Genomic DNA, 19209 nt, shown 5'->3' on the forward strand with positions numbered 1-19209 from the left:
GATGTTGTGGTTGTATCTGCATTTTCCCAACCTACAGTTAGATGCTTTGCTTTCTCAGGCGCAAGGTGAGGAGATTGCTCCCTTGGTGATCCTCGATCAACATAGCCACAATATAGTGCAATTGAGTGCCAAAGCGGCGGCAACAGGCATTACTTTAAACATGGGCTTAGGTACCGCTGCCGCTCTTGCTCAAGACTTGCAAGTGGTGCCCTATGTGCCGCGTATTACCGAAGATAAATTGCATGAAATTGCTGAAGTATTATATCTAAGTACCAGCGATATTAGCTTTTTTGCGCCACAGGGCTTACTGCTTAGAATTCACAATATGTTAAGGCTTTACGGTGATTTAAGCTCCTACTGGCAGGTGCTTAAAAATCAATTAGCCCCGCTAAAACTTACCTATCACTATGCAACGGGGCACTCACCTTTAGCGGCCAATATATTGGCCAAAAAAGGCTGGAATACCATCAGTGATGATCTTGAGTTGTTACGGCGTACCATTGCGCAATGCCAACTGAGTGAAACGGATATTGCGCCAAAAACCCAACAACAATTAATGCGTGTCGGCGTGCGTAATGTACAAGATTTATTACGTATTTCATTTGCTGATATGGCCAAACGATTTGATATTAGTTTAGTCAATTACCTCGGTAGATTAAGCGGCGAATTTAAACATCCTATTGAATTTTATCATCCACCTGAGGTGTTCAAACGTTATATGGAATTATTGTTTGATGTTGATAATAGTCAGTTTTTACAAGGTCCTTTAGGCCATGTATTAAAGGTATTAGAGCAATTTTTAAAGCTACGCGATCGCTTAACTCAGAGCCTTATAATTCAATTTTATCAGCGTGATCATGAGCATATCGAATGGACGGTAGGCTCACAACAAGGCGAGTATTTAGCGAGTCGTTGGCATGCGTTAATTGCGATTAAACTAGAGCAGTTGAAATTAGATTCTGCCGTGTATGCCATTAGTTTAACCACCGGTAAAACTCAAATCAGAAGCCCTGACAAAGGTGATTTGTTCAGTGCTAAAAAAGGCAGCTTGTCACGTTTGCAATTGGTTTCTTTGCTGCAAGCTAAGTTAGGAGAGCAGGCAGTGGTGAGCCCTGCTATTAATAATGATTTTCGCCCTGAGCATGCTGCCAGTTACCATTCTCCGGCAGTGGCCAAAGAGTTAAATCACGACATGAGTCCTATGTTGCAGGCCATGCGACCGAGTTTTTTATTAAGTCCGCCACAACCTTTACGGGAAAAAGTCACTGTTTTATATGGGCCTGAGCGGCTCAATACCGGCTGGTGGGATAGTCGTCCGGTAATACGCGATTATTACATTGCACATAATGAGCAAGGGCAGTGGTATTGGGTGTTTAAAGGGCCAGATGGCGATTGGCATTTACACGGGGTTTTTAGTTAATGGGTTTGGCTGCTTATGCTGAACTTTTTTGCCAAAGTAATTTTTCTTTTTTGCAGGGCGCATCGCACCCACAAGAGCTAGTACAACGCGCTGATTTTCTGGCTTACCAAGCCATCGCCATTACTGATGAATGTTCAGTAGCTGGTGTAGTAAGAGCCTATACCGCGATTAAAGATCAGCAACTGAGTATTAAGTTAATCGTCGGTAGTCTATTTAAACTGAATGACGAGTTTAGTGTGATATTACTTTGTCCCAATCGCCAGGCCTACGCAGAGTTATGCCGGATCATCACGAATGCACGGCGACGTGCAGTGAAAGGTCAGTACCAGTTAGAAAGTTGGGATCTTAAAAGTAGTCAGCATTGTTTTGCCTTGTGGTTACCCAGCGGGCAAGTGGATAAGGACCACGCGGCGGCCAAGCAATTACAAGCTATTTTTAAACAGCGTTTATGGATCGGTGTGCAGCGGCAACTCACCGCCAATGAACATCGCTATATCCAGCATTGTCGTTACTTACAGCAGCAATACCAATTACCTATTACTGCTTGTGGTGGCGTACTGATGCATGATCCAGATCGCTTGATGTTACAGCATGCGCTAACCGCAATAGGGCAGGGTAAAAGCATTGCTAGTTTGGGGCGAGAGCTATTATCTAACAGCGAGCGTTCATTGCGTTGTTTAGAAAAAATTAATCGTTTATATCCACAACAGTGGTTGCAAGAGTCAGTGGAAATTGCACAGCGCTGTACCTTTGATATGAGCGAATTACGCTACGAATATCCGGCAGAACTGGTGCCACAAGGTAAAACGGCTACTCAGTATTTGCGAGAGTTGGTATTAGTGGGTATGCATAAGCGTTTTGCTGCGGACGGTAAACTGGCTTTTGCGATTAAGCGGATCATCGCCAAAGAGCTCAAACTTATCAGAGAAATGCAATACGAATACTTTTTTTTAACCATTTATGACATCGTCCAGTTTGCTAAATTACAACACATTCTCTACCAAGGTAGAGGCTCAGCTGCTAATTCTGTGGTGTGTTATTGCTTAGAAATTACCGCGGTTGATCCACGTCAGATAGATGTCTTGTTTGAACGTTTTATCTCTAAAGAACGCCAAGAAGAACCTGATATTGATGTTGACTTTGAACATCAGCGCCGAGAAGAAATTATTCAGTATATTTATCAAAAGTATGGACGGGAGCGTACCGCGATTGCTGCTACTGTGGTCACCTATCGGCAAAAAAGTGCGATTCGTGAAATAGGGAAAGCCATGGGAATTGATGAAAGTCAGTTGGCCTTTTTTATTAAAAACATTGACCGGCGTGATGTGCAAGTGGATTGGCAAGCGCAAATTGCGGAACTAGGCTTTGCCGCTGAATCACAACAAGGCAAACAATTTATTTATTTAGTGAATGAAATTAAGGGCTTTCCGCGGCATTTATCACAGCATGTGGGTGGCTTTATTATTTCTGCCGGGCCAATGTATCATCTTGTACCAATTGAGAATGCAGCGATGGCACAGCGCAGTATTATTCAATGGGATAAAGATGATCTTGGCAGTTTAGGTTTACTCAAAGTAGATATATTGGCGCTGGGGATGTTGAGCGCGATCCGCAAGGCTTTCGAGTTAGTTAATACTCACTATCAGCATGACTGGAGCATTGCCAAAATAACTAAGTTAGGTGATGACCCTCAGGTATTTAAGATGATCCAACAAGCCGACACCGTGGGCGTATTTCAAATCGAATCACGAGCACAAATGAGTATGTTGCCACGCCTTAAACCTAAGTGTTATTACGACTTGGTCGTGCAAATTGCCATTGTTAGGCCAGGGCCTATACAGGGTGATATGGTGCACCCTTATTTAAAAAGGCGTGATGGTGTTGAGAAGTTTGATCATCCTTCTAAAGCGGTTGAAGCGGTATTAAAACGCACTAATGGCGTACCGATTTTCCAAGAGCAAGTGATTAAAATGGCTATGGTAGCGGCAGGTTTTACCGGTGGCGAAGCGGATCAACTAAGGCGTGCCATGGCCTCATGGAAAAAAAATGGTGAGCTACTTAAATTCAGAGAAAAGCTTATCAACGGTATGCTGCAGCGAGGATATGAATTTGATTACGCCGAACGTATTTTTAATCAAATAAAAGGCTTTGGTGAATACGGATTTCCTGAGTCTCATTCAGCGTCGTTTGCGGTATTGGCTTATGTCTCTTCTTGGCTTAAATATTATTACCCGCAAGCATTTTATGTGGCCTTACTCAATAGCTGGCCCATGGGCTTTTATCCGCCCGCGCAATTAGTGCAAGATGCGCAACGCCACCAAATTCAGATATTGCCGGTGTGTATTAATGCTTCTGACTATGAGCATAAATTTGAATTTCATAACAATGACTGGGCTATTAGATTGGGTTTTAGTCTAGTTAAAGGACTAAAAGAAACGGCGTTAATCTCACTATTAAAGCATCGTCCTGAGCAGGGCTTTGAGCATGTCGCGCAAATCAAACAGCTTGGTTTAGCCCGTCATTATTTAGAAGCCTTAGCCAGCGCAAATGCTTTTAGTTGTATCAGTGACAATCGCTACGCTGCACGATGGTCTTTAATGGATAACGAAAGTGATCTCCCCTTATTTAGGCACTTAGCCGAACCAGCGGCAAACTATAGTGAGTCCTTAGTTGCCATTAAAAAACCGAGTGCCAGTGAGACCTTGATTGAGGATTATTCATCATTGAGTTTGACCCTGGGTAAACATCCTATTGCCTTGCTAAGAGAAGCAGGACTCTTACCTAAACATGTGCAAGCTAATCAATTGTATCAGCGAGAGCATCAAAAACCTTTAAGCGTAATTGGTGTCGTGGTTGGAAGGCAACGTCCTGGAACCTCAAAAGGGGTGACTTTTATTTCATTAGAAGATGATACGGGTTGTATGAATGTTATTGTTTGGCTGGCTACTGCTAGGGCGCAAAAACAAGCCTATTTAAAATCCAAAATATTAAAAGTAAATGGCATTCTGGAGCGAGGTGACGGCGGTGTCACCCATATCATTGCGGGTAAATTAGAAGATTTGAGTCATCTAATTAAACAACTTGATACTCGCTCCAGAGATTTTCACTGAATTTTATGTGTAGTGCGCACCTTAGTCATAAAAGGGCGAACGTATATCAGTCATATTTTTCAATTCTGCAGGCCTATTTAATTTCTGCCCACCATCGCGAGCAATAGGTACCCAAGGTATTTTACCTCTACCCTTCGCTGACTCAAGCACAAACAAATCGAAAGGAATTGATATATAAAACCCTTTGGTAAAACTACCTTCGCCATATTCTTCTGCGCTTACATTGGTAAAGGCTGCATAGGCACCCACGATAATGCCACTGTCAAAACGTTTGGCAAAATCGATATTGACCCCTTTATCCTTGGCTAAAAATTGCCCCACATTAAGAGTAAGTTGCGTATCTGGCATAAAGGAAGGACGCCAATATATGCTGGCATGACCGGTCAATACTTTATAATCCCTAAAGTCCCAGTCATTCTCAAATGAACGTTGTTGTACATAATTTAAGTCGACACCAAAGGCCACGTTACTATCTACTGGTTGATAAAGTATTTCAGCTCCAACACCGCCAAACATACCTTCCAAATAGCCCGCATAAGCTTGGGCATAGGTATTTTCAGCCACGCGATCAAACCAACTTAAATAAGCTGACTCCATAGTAATTTTGTTGCGTGTCACATATTCCCTAGCATAGGTTCTCACCCGAGGAAGTGGAGTTTGCTGGTTGTCCACCTTGTAATTAAATTTATCAAAATTCTCTACGATTGTGGCTTTAATGCTGCTTTGCATAGAAAAGTGACTATTAAAGGCATAGCCAGCTGTAATGAATAATCCACCTTGATATAAATAGAAATCTTCTGGGTTGCCAAAGGTTTGGATCCAAAAGCTCTCTGCCCCATAAAATAATCCAGAGGTAGTATTAGGTTGATAATTTGCAACGCTCTCTGCAGAGGGATCTCGGCGGGTATAACTTGCACCAATATCATTTTCTAATGATTCAAGACGTGCAGCAGCCTTAAAAGAATCAACATCAATCACTGTTTCAAGAACGGGGAGACTGCCCGCGTTTTCAACTATACGATACTCTTTAATATCATTAGGCAGTTCTGAAGCCGCAATTCGACCAACACGCTGAATAGCTTCATCTGTGTTGCGATAATTAAGCTGTGAGCCGTATAAGGTGATTTGCTCATCAGCTTGATAAGTGGATTTAAGAATAAAACCACCATCATTTAGCAAGTCATTATATAGTTTATTTCTATTCAATTCTTGCATTGAAGTGGCAGGTGTTGTGTTTAACAAAGAACGAGGAGGTCTATCAAATTTAACCTGCTTAGCTGTATGCATATTTAGCTTATAGGTCAGGCCAAAGCCAATAGTGTTACCTCGTTGATAGTTTAGGCTGAAATCAAAATCTTTCCATTGATAGACCGCACCTATATTCCAAAGACTGTCTTGGGCTAAGTTGCCTGCTCTGTCATTAATATAGTTCTTACCCTCATATTCGAGTTTGAGTCGCAAGCCTTCTATCGGCGTAACATATTCAACGCCACCAAATAAGGAGGTATTACCTTTGAAAAACTTACCAAATTCTACCGTGCCACCACGGCCGGAAAAACCGTCAGCGCGATCACAGAAGCGATCAGCAACCTCACAAAAAGGGTTTGGAAAATTATCTCCGGTTCCTAAATAACCCCAGCCTAAACCAAGGTGAAAGTCTAAGGGGCCAAAGGCTTTACTCGCAGTAATAAATTCACTATCGAAGAATCCTGTTCCACCGATATCCTTAAAACCAACCGTTACTTGTGGCAGGTAATAACTTTCTTGTAACAGACGAAATTTAACATCGATGCCCTTATCTTTAAGAGTTTGATTACCACTAAAATCAGGGTCAGAGCTATAAAGTCTTGTGCGCACATCGGTGTATCTTACGGTGGATTCCATCCACGGAAATAGTTGCAAGGTAGCAGACCAAAACCGATACTCTTCATTGTCAGTGTAACTAATACTTAAGTTGCCATCGGCGGCCATACGCGCCGTTGGTGTCTGCAATAATCCCACTCCACCTTGTACCATTTGTGAAGGTTGACTTAAGGTTGTTAACTCTTGAGCGCCAGCGAATAAACTAGCAGTAAATAATGCAAGACCGATGGACCCAATAATTGGCCTGGGCAAAAAGTAGATAGTACTGCTCATTACATTATCCTATTTAAGGCAAGCTCAACAATTTGTCGATTCAGTTCGCGATTATCACTGAAAAACTGGGATTCGTTTAAGGGGAGATATATTTGACTGCCGGGCATGATATCAACACAGCCCGTATTCCAGTATGCAATACCTATTTTATCTATCCGGCCATCAGCTGCGATAAGGTAAACAAAATCCTTATTTTCAAGCTGTGAAAACGCACTATTAATATAGTGATGGGCGCACATGTTGTCAGTTAAATCTATAACGACGGGCTGTCTAACAAGGCCAAATACAGTGAAGGAAGTGGGGCGTGTTACCAAGTCCAATTTATATTGCCCTTGCTCAAACTGGGGATTTAACTGTGGATTCGTTTGCGCTCGATCATAGTCAAGATTAATTAATATTCTGTCCGCTAATTGCCAACTATTAATCTGTTGTATTAGCTCATCTACTAATACTGCATTGTCATTATTCAGCGATAATTGCATAAATTTGAGTTTCGCAATAACCTTATTGCGAAGAGTAAGAATCTCATGGGTATCTGAGCGAAATAACCTAGCCGCTGGCCAGTACCAATTGTCTTGGTAAGCGATAGGAGACAATACTTCAGCAAGACGAGGAGAGGCGGTAAAATCAAATTTATGTTGATTTATCTGAATACTGACTTGTGCAGAACTAATGCTAGAGAACAGAATAAAACAGTAAAAAATGGTTGAACGCATCAAATCAAAACCCTTTGTTTGAAAAATAAACGTCATAGTCTGACGGCTCGACTGACATAAGTGAGATCAAAATAATAACCATCGGGTATTATTTTTTGCCTACTGCGCAATAATTTGCCCGTTTCTTTGTGTAACCAGAACTGATTAACCCAATGACTGTGCCCATATTCATGAGCCTCACTTGCAATTAAATCAACTTGCTCTTCAATTAACGTAGTCTCTATAATTTTATCTTGTATGGTCAGTGATTGATTAACTAATACGGTAAAAGTTGAGTTTAAGACAAGGCCATATTGGGCGGAGTTAAAGTCAATTTTTCTTTGCCAAGTCGTTGTATTGTCGATATTGCTGGGGGAAGCAAGAGGATCGCTAACATCAGAGGATATAAAATCTAAATTACTATCTAACGACAGTGTTTTGATAATTCGCCCGTCTTTTTCAATTAAGGCACCGTTATCAACAGATACCCACTTATATTGGCCACTTTCAATAAAAGCGAGGGCTAATACAACCGTGGCTAACTCATTTTTTTTCACATAAATTAAATCTGCCGGAGACTGTTTTATCTGCTCTGTTTCTAAGACTAAGCTTTGTGGTTCTGCTAAAGCGATACGCATACTTCTGATATATGCCTCATGGGTTGATGAGCACGCAGACAGAAAAGGTAACAAACCCACACATAAAATGAAGTAAAACCTACTGCTATGCATATTATTCAAACACCACAATGTGAAAAAAACAAATAAAAAAGCCGCCTAATGGCGGCTCTCAAATACGTTAGTAATTAACCAAAAAAATTAATTAACTACTGATGCTGGATAAGTAAACGTCACTGGAACAGTAATCGTTGTAGTACCTGTACCACTTGCAGTCACTGTTACTGTGGTAGCTGTACCGATACAAACGCCATCAACCGGTGGTTGATCACCTTCAGCACAAGTATAAACTGTCTCTATTGGAGTACACACGTTACCAACGAGTTCTTGGCCATCTGGACATTCGATAGGTCCTGGTGGACGTGTACCAACTTTACCATTACTGTTTGCTATAGCAGCTGCAGCGATTGCCGCTGCCGTCGCCGCAGCGGCGATTTGTGGTATTGTCATCTGGCCAATGCCATATTTAGATGAGTAAGTACCACCTGCATTTTCCTGAGCATAAAGATTACTAGAAATTAGCAATCCTGCTGTCAATATTGATATCGCGAATTTCTTCATAACTTTTTCCTTGAGATATAAACTAAGGCGCATTTTAATCGATGAGTAAACGGAATTCAATGAATTATTAGGTCATTATTAGAGTGAAAATAAAATACCTTAGTTTTGTTGAGTTATTGAGGCTAATTTTTTCAGGAAACGCCTTATTCCTTATTTAATATCGATACATTCACTTCTTTATTGTTCTTGTAAAGTTTCTAATCAGGGCTATAAACAAATTTTCATTTAACTAAATGAGCAATAGACTTTTTTGAGTACGACGAAACTCTCTAAATTTATTTGGTCGATGGAACCAACGATTAACATGATTCTGAGTAATTTTATTGGCATGATAGAGCCGTTTAAATTAAACAAACTCTTGTTTATACGGCAGTTAGTTAGGCGTTTTAAATTAATCCACCTGCTGTTATTTAATTTCAACTCAATTGCTTTAAGTTAAATCACTCTTAATTATGCCAATAATTGCTAAAAACTATGCTCATCAGATATGTGCGGCAAAGTCACTTGTGTTACATTTATTAAACAAGAAATTTCCAAAAATAATAATAAACTCAGGTAGTTACAATATTCTGAAATTGTTGTTGAAATAATACAATAGATACAACACTTTAGCTGAAAACCCTACAAACAGGATCACAATAATAATGACAGATTTTCGTCAACAAGCTCTCGATTATCATGCTTTGCCCGTACCCGGTAAGATTTGCATTGCACTTAGCAAACCTGCCGAGACTGTCACCGATCTAGCCTTGGCTTATAGTCCTGGTGTTGCTGAGCCAGTGCGTGAAATTGCCGCCAATCCTGACACTGTGTATAAATATACCGGCAAAGGTAATTTGGTGGCGGTCATTACCAATGGTACTGCCATTCTAGGTTTAGGTAATTTAGGCCCACTGGCATCTAAACCGGTAATGGAAGGTAAGGCTTTATTATTTAAACGATTTGCCGGCATAGACTCCATTGATATTGAGGTTAAACATCAGACCACTGAAGATTTTATTAACACAGTCGCTAACATTGCTGACACCTTTGGTGGGATCAATCTTGAAGATATCAAAGCGCCTGAATGTTTTGTTATCGAGAAAGAGTTAATTAAGCGCTGCAATATACCGGTATTTCACGATGACCAACATGGTACGGCAATAGTCACTGCTGCCGGTATGTTAAATGCGTTGGAAATCCAAGGAAAACTCATTAGCGAAGTAACTATTGTTTGCATGGGGGCAGGAGCCGCGGCCATTGCATGCATGCAATTGTTGATAAAATGTGGTGCTAAACGCGAGCGTATTTATATGCTGGATCGTCAAGGCGTTATTCATACCCGCCGTACTGATCTAACTGAATACAAGCAACTGTTTGCCAATAATACCGACAAGCGCACACTAGAGGATGCCTTAGACAATGCCGATGTATTTGTTGGAGTATCAGGGCCCGATGTTTTGCCCCCAGAAGCGCTTACACTAATGGCACCGAATCCGGTAATATTTGCTTGTTCCAACCCTGATCCTGAAATTAAGCCAGAGTTAGCCCATGGTGTTAGAAATGATTTAATTATGGCGACGGGTCGCTCTGATTATCCTAACCAAGTAAATAACGTATTGTGTTTTCCCTTTATTTTCAGAGGGGCCTTAGACGTTCGGGCTTCAAAAATTAATGATGAAATGAAGATAGCCGCGGTAAATGCCATTCGTAGTATCGCTAAAGAGCCTGTGCCAGCTTCAGTTCTTAAAGCCAGTAATGTGGACAGTCTGCACTTTGGCAAAGACTATATTATTCCTAAACCTATGGATCCTCGCTTACTTAAACGTGTGGCTAGAGCGGTTGCTTTGGCAGCGATTGAATCTGGCGTTGCTACCATCACGACCTTACCACCCGACTATATGTCTGAAGCATAATTGTTTACCTTGACTACCTTGCTGCAGAATTAGAGCAAGGTAGTTTGGTCATATCGGTTAAGTAAGTCCTTACAAACTAATCACTAATCCATTGTCACGAATGACAATGTCTTTAGGTTGAAGGCCAGGAAAAAGCTGGTTGATCTGCTTTACATCAAGCAAAAATATCATAGGTAGTTGCTGACCGATAACCTGTTTTAAAGAATCAATGGCGATTTCTGATTGCTCTATAGAATTATCCAATACCGTAAACTCAACTAAGCTCGGTTTGATGATTTCAATGACTTGCTGTTGTCTGTTGTAATAAACCTGTCCTTGCGCGCTGGCAATAGCCCGCAACTTTTGGCCATTTTGTTCAGCTAAGATAACACTCTTAAGCGCAATACTATTGGTGATGCTTATGAGGCTAACCTTGGGGTCTGAAAAAGTCAGATCAAAGCCCTGATAACTTTGTTTTACCGGAAAGCTGACGGCCAACATGCCATTGATTTGTTGTTCAGCTAAGGTAATTTCGAACGCTTTAACATTAAATCCGGTTAACGCGAGTATGCAAATTAAAGTGATGTGTTTAAGCAGTGCCATTGAGCCTCCAAGAATTAAGGCGCAATTCTACAGTCTTTATATCAAGTCCACATCGATATTTAATCGCTTGTTGCAATTAAATAAAAATCGGTTTTTTTATCAAAGAGTCATCAGTTAAGCGAACATTTAGCTCACTACTACTTATTAAAGCGAGCAAATATTCATAATTAAACTTATGTCATGATTTAGGTACGGCCATAACTACAAAGATGCGAATATTGGCTTAAATCAGATTTTAAAGTGGAATTATTATGAAAATTGCCTTAATGAACGAATTTAGCCAAGCGGGCAAAAATGCTGTGGTCTTACAACAACTGAACGATGTGGCGAGTGGTTTAGGTCACAGTGTTTTTAACGTCGGCATGAATGATGACAACGATCACCGTCTTACCTATATTCATCTGGGCATTATTGCCGCCCTGTTGTTGAATTCCAAAGCGGTAGATTTTGTGGTGGCGGGTTGCGGCACTGGGCAAGGTGCCTTGATGTCGCTTAATGCCTATCCGGGTGTGGCCTGCGGCTATTGTATCGATCCTGCAGATGCTTATTTATTTGCACAAATTAACAATGGTAATGCCCTATCTTTACCCTTTGCCAAAGGCTTTGGTTGGGGTGCAGAATTAAATGTGCGCTACATTTTTGAAAAAGCCTTTACCGGTGAAACAGGTATGGGTTATCCACCTGAGCGCCGCGAATCGCAAGTCACTAATGCTGGGATTTTAAGCAGTGTTAAAGTTGCCACCAGCAAACCCCTATTAGAAGGTTTAAGGGCATTGGATCCTGAGCTAATTAAAACCGCCGTAGGTGGAGAGCGCTTCCAAAGCTGTTTCTTTGAACACTGCCAAGACCAAGAATTAGCAGATTTTGTGAAGTCATTTACTGCTTAAATAACGTACTTAAAACTAAGCGGCAAAATCCAAAATAGGCCAGTTTTTTTGGCCTATTTTTTCAGCGCTTCAAAGCAAGAGATTATTAAGTAGAGTTACCCTTTATTGGCCTTTGATAAGCGACTCAAAATGTAAACCTTTCGCAGTACGTTTTGCAAAACCTGGCCAATAGCTATGTTCTGCTTTTGCTTTGCCTGCCTCATCCATGGCCCATACGCCATCATTAGAAGAGGGCACAAGCTCTAAATAGCGATTCATATTTGCATCATGTTTTAAATACTTATTTAGCCACACCGTAACAAAGTGCTGAGCAATATTATTCATACGGGTGTTGTCCCATACAGCATCAATATAATGTTCGCTAACATTAAAACCGAGTTCTTGACTAAAAACATAGGATTCTTGTGGTGCAGGCATCACTGCCCCCGCACTATGATTGGCATTGTCATAAGTGAGTAAAGAGCGATCGACGTTGCTAATACCTTGCCAAATTACTCGAACGCCATTCTCATAGCCAGATACATCATCTTGCGAACCTGCAATGAGTAGCATAGGAATACTGACATCTTGTAAGCTTTCAGCATTCCACATAGCGTAATTCATGCCCCAAGGTGCAAAGGCGATAACGGTTTTTAAGCGACTATCAACGGCCGGTTTTTTACCTGTTTGGTGCCGTGCTAAAGTGCCAAAAGGAGAGCCCAACCGGCTGTTGACGGCTTGCTCAGTCAAACCTGCACCGGCGTTAATGACAGCCCCATAACCGCCCATAGAATAACCAATTAAAGCACTGTTATTTGTATCAACTAGGTCATGTAAAAATGAGCTACTGTCTGCCGACATTTGCGCTATTTGCTCAAGAACAAATAACTGATCAACAGGGCGATTTACCAAGGTTGACGCAAACGCCGCTTTGCTGCGATAAGTTGAGTCGGTGTGATCAATAGAAACCACTACAAAACCTTTGGATGCAACATTTTCCCCTAAGTTTGCCAGTAAATAACGATTGCCTGGATAACCATGAGAAATGAGTACTAGGGGATAAGCCTGGGCACTGAGAGCTGGTTTTGCGTCACGCACTGCTTTGCCATGCAACTCAACCTGAGTTTTACCATCGCGTATGTAGGCATCTAAGGTTGTTTTGCCAGTACTCCCTTTGATAGCCGGATACCATACTTCCAAAGTGAGTGGTCGCTCGTAACGCGGCAAATTCGCGGGTTCATCTTTGCTAGGGTCAAGTTGTAGAATATCAATTTGTTGGGGGTTGCTTACATTAAGGGTTTTTACGCCAACGTCAAATGCACCGTAAGCAGCTAATTCAGGCGCATCAGGGCGTTGAGTATCAATACGATTTTCTGCGCCAGCATTGGACCAAACAAAAACAAGGGTAAAACAATACAAGGTAAAACGATGAGAAAACATAAACAACTCCACTATTAAAAACCACATTATGCACACAAATTTATGACATTCCGCTTAAAACTTAATTTGCGAATATCATCAATAGTGACATACCAATGGTGGGATTGATTTAGCTTAATGATGCAATGAGAGCATAGTAAAATCGAGGTAAAGGTAAAAAATCGATTGCTTTGTTAGCAAGTAATGACATTTTCGCAGAAATTAGAAGACCACTGCTTATGGGGCCCATAGTTGAGTGCTGGCAGTCATTCTCACGCACTGAGCGCTCACTTCGTATTTATTGCGGCAGCGGGTGAGCCTTAAAAAACGTCCAAATGAGTTCCGTGGCAACGATGTATTTATCGGTGGCGCCCAATCCATAACTTGCCAATTTGTCGGCTACTTTACTGCCCGGCCAGGTATGGCCGGCAGTGACTGATTGATAAAATACAACATCACCATAGTCCTGGCAATGGCTGTAAGTCAGCCGAGTGACTTGCTCTGCTAAATCAGTACTTTGTGCTTGTTTAGCACAATGGTTATTATCTAACCATCCCTTAATAGCGGGCTCGACTCCCATACGCCAATAAGGGGGTGAATTCTCACGTGCGACATAATGATTTACTCCGTCTTGTTTACCGTGGAAGGTAATGATGGGAACGGCTCTAGCTGGCTGGCAATCTTCTGGATAGCGCAGCCCAGCAACCGGACCAATGGCCGCAATCTGGTCGGATAAATCACAAGCCAGGCGACTACTCATTCTTGCACCACCGGAAAAACCCATGGCATAAATTCTCCTGTCGTCGATATTATATTGCTGTTTGAGCTGAGCAATCAGGCTTTTTACAAAAAATACATCGTCCACACCCAGGGGATCTTTGTCTACATTCCAAGTATTGGGCCCCTCAGGCTGACGGCGATAAACCGCAGCCGGCGACACCACAATAAAACCTTGTATTTCAGCCAATGTTTCAATGTCAGAAATTTCAACTTGTTGAGCGGGCGTACCTGAGGTGCCATGAAAGTTTAATACCAAGGGCATCGTTTTGCTTTTGTCATAGCCGGTGGGCACAAATAAACGATACTGTCTGTTTTGCTCACCTACAGTTATATCACTCAATTCAGTATTTTGTTGTGCGGCTATATGCCCGCTAAATGAAAACAAAATAATTATCATCAGGCCTAAGGCTAAGTTAACTAAAATAGCGGGTAACACTGGTTTCACGTCGTATCCTGAATTAAGGGGTTTGAATATTGTCATGCAGTAAAATGCATTTTTGTTAATTTAGCAACGCAAGGCCAATTTATCTTTTCTCTGCTTACATCCCTCCCACGGCATGATGAAACATCCCACAAGTTCAATCGTCGGTAGCACTTTCCTTTGTGTAACTTTGCAATCAAGTTTATTCATTGCCTTATGACTAGATGGCGCTTTCTTAGTGCAGTCTCGACCTTCTAGCTAAAGTCCTAGATATAGTTATTTTGTCGAGTAAAAAGTTTAAAATTGACAGTGTCAATATAAAATATATCATGTGGCCTTTCTATATTCGTTTGCGTGGTAGGGCTTATTAAAGCTGTGACTACAAACATACAGAGCCTCACAAAGAGTAAAATTATTTATGGATTCCCAGTTAAGCAGATATTGCGGCTTATATGCCTAAAATACTGACGCCAGAAGAAATATTGTGTTTCCGTAACCGCATGTGTGATCACGCCTTGACGTCTTTCGCCAAACACGGTGTCGAAGGTATATCGTTGCGCGGCCTCGCTGCAGATTTGAGCTGCAGCCGCACTACGCCTTATCGCTATTTTAAAAATAAGGCTGATATTTTAGCTGCCTTGCGACAGCGTGAGTTTGGGCGTATAGCGGATAAACTAGAAGGTGCCTTGCTGCAACAGTCAGATAGCAGTAAACAGTTACATGCCTTGTTCCGCGCCTATTTGCAGTTTGCCATTAGCTATCCAGATTCTTACCGGGTTATGTATAGCGTGGCTCAACCAGATTCGGACCACTATCCCGAACTCGAGGCAGCGATAGTGCGCAGTGGCGCGCCAATGCGTCAGGTTATCGTTGCACTAGTGGCCGCAGGTAAAATGTATGGTGAACCGGTTAAAATTTGTTATCTATTATGGGCCGGTTTACATGGTTTGATTTCATTACATTTGGCCCAATTGTTAGGCAATAAACACGAGTTAGAAGAATTGGCCGCGGTTATGGTGAGTTCACTGACAAGTGCAATAAGCACTGAGTCAGATTAGACAAGATCTGCGTAGTACATAATAAAATACCAATAAATAAACATGACAAATAAGGTAATAACGTGAGTAAAAGCATAGAAGCATTGTTTCGTTCATTCAGCCTCAAAGACTTATCACTGGCCAATCGAATTGTTATGGCACCGATGACTCGTCAGTTTTCGCCAGGCGGCGTGCCGACTGCAGAGGTGGCTGATTATTATCGTCGACGTGCAGAAGGTGGCACTGGCTTAATTATCACCGAAGGCACCACCATTAATGATCCGGTTGCCACGATGAGTGAACGCATTCCACAATTTCACGGCGAAACCGCACTGGCAGGTTGGCAAAATGTAGTTAAGGCAGTGCATGGTGCTGGTGGGAAGATCATGCCGCAACTATGGCATGTTGGTATGGCCCGTGTAGCCGCAAAAGCGCCGTTTCCAGAGTTGCCAAGTGTCGGCCCATCTGGCTTAGTTGCGCCAGGAAAACAAATCGCAGAACCAATGACTGCGGCGCAAATTGAAACCGTCATTAGTGGTTTTGCCAGTGCAGCGGCAGATGCTCAGCGAGTTGGTTTTGATGGCATTGAAATTCATGGTGCTCACGGTTATTTGATCGATCAGTTTTTTTGGAGCGCCACTAATCTGCGCACCGATGAATGGGGCGGCACTATGGCTAAACGTGGCCACTTAGCGGTAGAAATTATCAAACGGATCCGCGCTGCAACCACACCTGATTTCCCCATTATATTCCGCTTCTCACAGTGGAAACAGCAAGATTACAGCGCCAGATTGGCTGAAACCCCGCAATTACTTGAAGCGTTTTTAACGCCACTGAGTGAAGCGGGTGTGGATATTTTCCACTGTTCAACACGTCGCTACTGGGAAAGTGAGTTTGCAGATAATGGTTTGAATTTAGCCGGTTGGACTAAAAAGATCACAGGCAAACCCACTATCACAGTCGGTTCAGTGGGCCTTAATGAAGACTTTTTCACTGCCTTTGCCGGCAAAGGCTCGAGCACTCGTTCAATCGATGATTTGATTGAACGCATGGATAAAGGCGAGTTTGATTTAGTGGCGGTGGGTCGCGCCTTGTTGCAAGATCCAATCTGGGCAAATAAAATTCGCAACAGTAAGCTTGAAGAAATAGAGCAGTTCTCAGGAGAAGCGCTAGCGACGCTGTCGTAAGCCACAAGTTATGAGCCAATCCGACACTGCCAATGCTTCAGCCAAACGCATCTTATTGTTAGCAGCGGCAGCGATGGGATTTGCCCAAACCGTATTGTTTGCCATATTAGCCCCACTCGGACGGGAAGTGGGTTTGGTTGAAGTGCAAATTGGCGCCATCATATCTTCGTCGTCCTTAACTTTGTTTCTAGTTAGTCCGTTGTGGGGCCGTGCCAGTGACGTTTGGGGTAGAAGAAAGATCCTGTTAATTGGTTTATTCGGTTATTCTGCTGGTACGGTAATGTTCGCCGGTGTGTTTCAGGCAGCCTTACTCGGTTACCTTATTCCACTGACTGCCCTAATATTGTTAATTGTGACTCGAGTGGCCAACGCCACGGTAATGGCGGCAGTGGCACCCTCAGCCAATGCCTACATGGCTGATATTACCAGCTTACAAGATCGCGTTAAAGGGATGGGCGCTATAGGCGCAGCGGGTAATATTGGCTCCATAATGGGTCCTGCGGTCGGCGGTTTATTGGCGAGTATTAGTTTGCTCACTCCCTTATATTTCTCTGTCGTTTTAACCTTGGCAGCCGCCTTTTTGGCGGTGTTTGTTTTACCAGAGCTACCCAAACCTCAAGTCATTAAAAAGCCACAGAAACTGAAGTACACCGATCCACGGATTTTCCCCTTAGTGATTGCAGGTGTTCTATTGTTTATGGGGTTTGCCATCGTGCAACAAACTATCGCATTTCGTTTCCAAGATCAGTTAGGTTTGGATGGCACCCAAACGGCCAAAATTGTGGGCGTTAGTTTGATGTTTTCCGCCGCCGCAGCCCTTTTTGTGCAGTTGGTCGTGGTTCCGCGCCTCAAATTCAGGCCGTTTGCCCTCTTGCGAATATCTATGCCGATGATGATGGTTGCTTTTGCGATGATGGCCCTAGGCCATACTCAAGAAATGTATATATTAGCCATGTGTATATTAGGTTTAGGAATGGGATTAGCCGGGCCAGGCTTTATGGCCGGTGCGTCAGTTGCGGTGTCTTCTGAAGAGCAAGGTGCGGTAGCGGGATTAGCCGGCGCCTGTCCACCACTTGGTTTTACCGTCGGCCCCTTGTTAGGTACCTATTTATATTCAGTCGATGGCGCCTTACCATATTGGTTTGCCTTTGCGAGTTACTTCTTTTTGTTCCTCTTTACCCTTAGGTATAGAAGTACTAAATAATTTGAAGTCGGAACAAAAGCAACTTCAGTCAGACTGCCTTTGTTTCGACTATCAAAGTTTAGTCTAATGTTTACCAATACTCTGTGTAATGGTAAACCCAAGATTCACCTATTGACCAAAACGTTCAGCCGCAGCGGGTTTGTTTGCAACAATCGCTTCAATGCGTTCAATAACATCTGGCGTTAGCTTACCAACCACATCCATTGCGCTTAAGTTATCTTCTAACTGCGATAAACGCGACGCGCCTAAAATTACGGTACTGACATTAGGATTTTTTAAGCACCACGCAATGGATAAATGCGCCATTTTAATATCCAGCTCGTCTGCCAATTTGCTTAACTGGCGAATTTTTTCAAGTTTCTTTTTGCCGTCTTCACTGGTCCACAAATCACGTAACCATTCATAACCAGGTAGGGCTAAGCGGCTATCATCTGGAATACCAGCATTGTATTTACCGGTCAGCAAACCGCTGGCCAATGGCGACCAAATGGTGGTGCCCATGCCAAACTGCTCGTACAAGGAATTAAATTCTCCATCTACCTTATCGCGATGCAATAAATTATATTGGGGTTGCTCCATTGATGGCGCAGTTAAGTGCTCTTGCCTCGCAATAGCATGTGCTTGAGTAATTTGTTGAGCTGACCATTCTGACGTGCCCCAATACATGACCTTACCTTGCTGAATCAAGTTATGCATGGCGCGTACGGTCTCTTCAATCGGGGTATCAATATCTGGGCGATGACAAAAGTACAAATCTAAGTAATCAACCCGTAAGCGTTTTAATGCCGCATCACAAGCATCACGAACGTGCTTGGCACTGAGGCCTAACTGCATTTGTTTGTCTCCACCCCAAAACACTTTTGAAGACACGGCATAAGTATCGCGGGCTAAACCCAAAGCAGAAATGGCATCACCCATTATTTTTTCAGACTCGCCAGCTTCATAACCTTCAGCATTATCAAAAAAGTTAATACCGCCATCGTATGCGGTTTTTAATAATGTCTTGGCATCGTTCATATCAACTTGCTTACCAAACGTTACCCAAGACCCGAGTGACAATGCCGACACTTTGAGTCCGGCTTTACCTAAACGACGATATTCCATTTTTTTACCTCTATATAATCTGTTGACCAAGGCAGTAAATGCTGGCCTTGATCGGTGAATGATGAGCAACAGGATACAATGTAGTTTTGTTTCAGGCTTTATTTTCTGCCCGACT

15 protein-coding genes are annotated in these 19209 nt (G+C 42.5%); 7 read left to right on the forward strand and 8 right to left on the reverse strand.

Annotated elements, in window-relative coordinates; genetic code table 11:
* Window position 1 precedes the first annotated feature (1 nt).
* Together ABKW31_RS15095 and ABKW31_RS15100 are read left to right on the forward strand one after the other, a co-directional pair.
* On the forward strand, window positions 2–1420 hold the full coding sequence (locus tag ABKW31_RS15095) for a DNA polymerase Y family protein (protein ID WP_348617386.1): 1419 nt from the start codon (window positions 2–4) through the stop codon (window positions 1418–1420).
* Complete coding sequence (locus tag ABKW31_RS15100; RefSeq protein ID WP_348617387.1) at window positions 1420–4530, forward strand: error-prone DNA polymerase; 3111 nt, start codon at window positions 1420–1422, stop codon at window positions 4528–4530. Before ABKW31_RS15095 ends, ABKW31_RS15100 begins: the two co-directional genes overlap by 1 nt.
* A 21-nt stretch (window positions 4531–4551) precedes the next feature.
* On the opposite strand, the gene ABKW31_RS15105 is transcribed toward ABKW31_RS15100, so the two are convergent.
* From ABKW31_RS15105 to ABKW31_RS15120, 4 genes are all read right to left on the reverse strand, one after another.
* Window positions 4552–6666: a YjbH domain-containing protein gene (locus ABKW31_RS15105; protein WP_348617388.1), complete on the reverse strand. Its 2115-nt coding sequence runs from the start codon at window positions 6664–6666 to the stop codon at window positions 4552–4554.
* Window positions 6666–7418 (reverse strand): capsule biosynthesis GfcC family protein, encoded by a 753-nt coding sequence (locus tag ABKW31_RS15110; RefSeq protein WP_348617389.1) that lies wholly within the window; start codon window positions 7416–7418, stop codon window positions 6666–6668. Before ABKW31_RS15110 ends, ABKW31_RS15105 begins: the two co-directional genes overlap by 1 nt.
* Complete coding sequence (locus ABKW31_RS15115) at window positions 7415–7999, reverse strand: YjbF family lipoprotein (protein WP_348617390.1); 585 nt, start codon at window positions 7997–7999, stop codon at window positions 7415–7417. Before ABKW31_RS15115 ends, ABKW31_RS15110 begins: the two co-directional genes overlap by 4 nt.
* Window positions 8000–8179: 180 nt before the next feature.
* Window positions 8180–8599 carry a hypothetical protein gene (locus ABKW31_RS15120; protein WP_348617391.1) on the reverse strand — a complete coding sequence of 140 codons (420 nt, stop codon included), beginning with the start codon at window positions 8597–8599 and terminating at the stop codon, window positions 8180–8182.
* Between the two features lie 644 nt (window positions 8600–9243).
* Between ABKW31_RS15120 and ABKW31_RS15125 the strand changes: the two genes are divergently transcribed.
* Window positions 9244–10494 carry a malic enzyme-like NAD(P)-binding protein gene (locus tag ABKW31_RS15125; protein WP_348617392.1) on the forward strand — a complete coding sequence of 417 codons (1251 nt, stop codon included), beginning with the start codon at window positions 9244–9246 and terminating at the stop codon, window positions 10492–10494.
* Window positions 10495–10563: 69 nt separating this feature from the next.
* Here the strand turns inward: ABKW31_RS15125 and ABKW31_RS15130 are convergent, their stop codons facing one another.
* Window positions 10564–11076 carry a hypothetical protein gene (locus ABKW31_RS15130; RefSeq protein ID WP_348617393.1) on the reverse strand — a complete coding sequence of 171 codons (513 nt, stop codon included), beginning with the start codon at window positions 11074–11076 and terminating at the stop codon, window positions 10564–10566.
* Window positions 11077–11327: 251 nt separating this feature from the next.
* Between ABKW31_RS15130 and ABKW31_RS15135 the strand changes: the two genes are divergently transcribed.
* On the forward strand, window positions 11328–11963 hold the full coding sequence (locus ABKW31_RS15135) for an RpiB/LacA/LacB family sugar-phosphate isomerase (RefSeq protein WP_348617394.1): 636 nt from the start codon (window positions 11328–11330) through the stop codon (window positions 11961–11963).
* Window positions 11964–12065: 102 nt separating this feature from the next.
* Here the strand turns inward: ABKW31_RS15135 and ABKW31_RS15140 are convergent, their stop codons facing one another.
* Together ABKW31_RS15140 and ABKW31_RS15145 are read right to left on the reverse strand one after the other, a co-directional pair.
* Complete coding sequence (locus ABKW31_RS15140; RefSeq protein ID WP_348617395.1) at window positions 12066–13382, reverse strand: dienelactone hydrolase; 1317 nt, start codon at window positions 13380–13382, stop codon at window positions 12066–12068.
* A gap of 277 nt (window positions 13383–13659) precedes the next feature.
* A complete protein-coding gene (locus ABKW31_RS15145) occupies window positions 13660–14586 on the reverse strand; it encodes a PHB depolymerase family esterase (protein ID WP_348617396.1) in 927 nt (308 codons plus the stop codon).
* A gap of 428 nt (window positions 14587–15014) precedes the next feature.
* On the opposite strand from ABKW31_RS15145, the gene ABKW31_RS15150 reads away from it, so the two are divergent.
* The 3 genes from ABKW31_RS15150 to ABKW31_RS15160 all read left to right on the forward strand — a co-directional run bounded on the left by ABKW31_RS15150 (window position 15015) and on the right by ABKW31_RS15160 (window position 17990).
* Window positions 15015–15620, forward strand: coding sequence for a TetR/AcrR family transcriptional regulator (locus ABKW31_RS15150; RefSeq protein ID WP_348617397.1), 606 nt, complete (start codon window positions 15015–15017; stop codon window positions 15618–15620).
* Window positions 15621–15682: 62 nt separating this feature from the next.
* Window positions 15683–16786 carry an NADH:flavin oxidoreductase gene (locus tag ABKW31_RS15155; RefSeq protein WP_348617398.1) on the forward strand — a complete coding sequence of 368 codons (1104 nt, stop codon included), beginning with the start codon at window positions 15683–15685 and terminating at the stop codon, window positions 16784–16786.
* Between the two features lie 10 nt (window positions 16787–16796).
* Window positions 16797–17990, forward strand: a complete 1194-nt coding sequence (locus tag ABKW31_RS15160) for an MFS transporter (protein ID WP_348617399.1) — start codon at window positions 16797–16799, stop codon at window positions 17988–17990.
* A gap of 108 nt (window positions 17991–18098) precedes the next feature.
* Here ABKW31_RS15160 and ABKW31_RS15165 read toward each other — a convergent pair whose 3' ends face one another.
* Window positions 18099–19094 (reverse strand): aldo/keto reductase, encoded by a 996-nt coding sequence (locus ABKW31_RS15165; protein WP_348617400.1) that lies wholly within the window; start codon window positions 19092–19094, stop codon window positions 18099–18101.
* Between the last annotated feature and the right edge of the window lie 115 nt (window positions 19095–19209).

The sequence above is a fragment of the Paraglaciecola sp. 25GB23A genome (genome assembly GCF_040012495.1).
Lineage (GTDB): Bacteria > Pseudomonadota > Gammaproteobacteria > Enterobacterales > Alteromonadaceae > Paraglaciecola.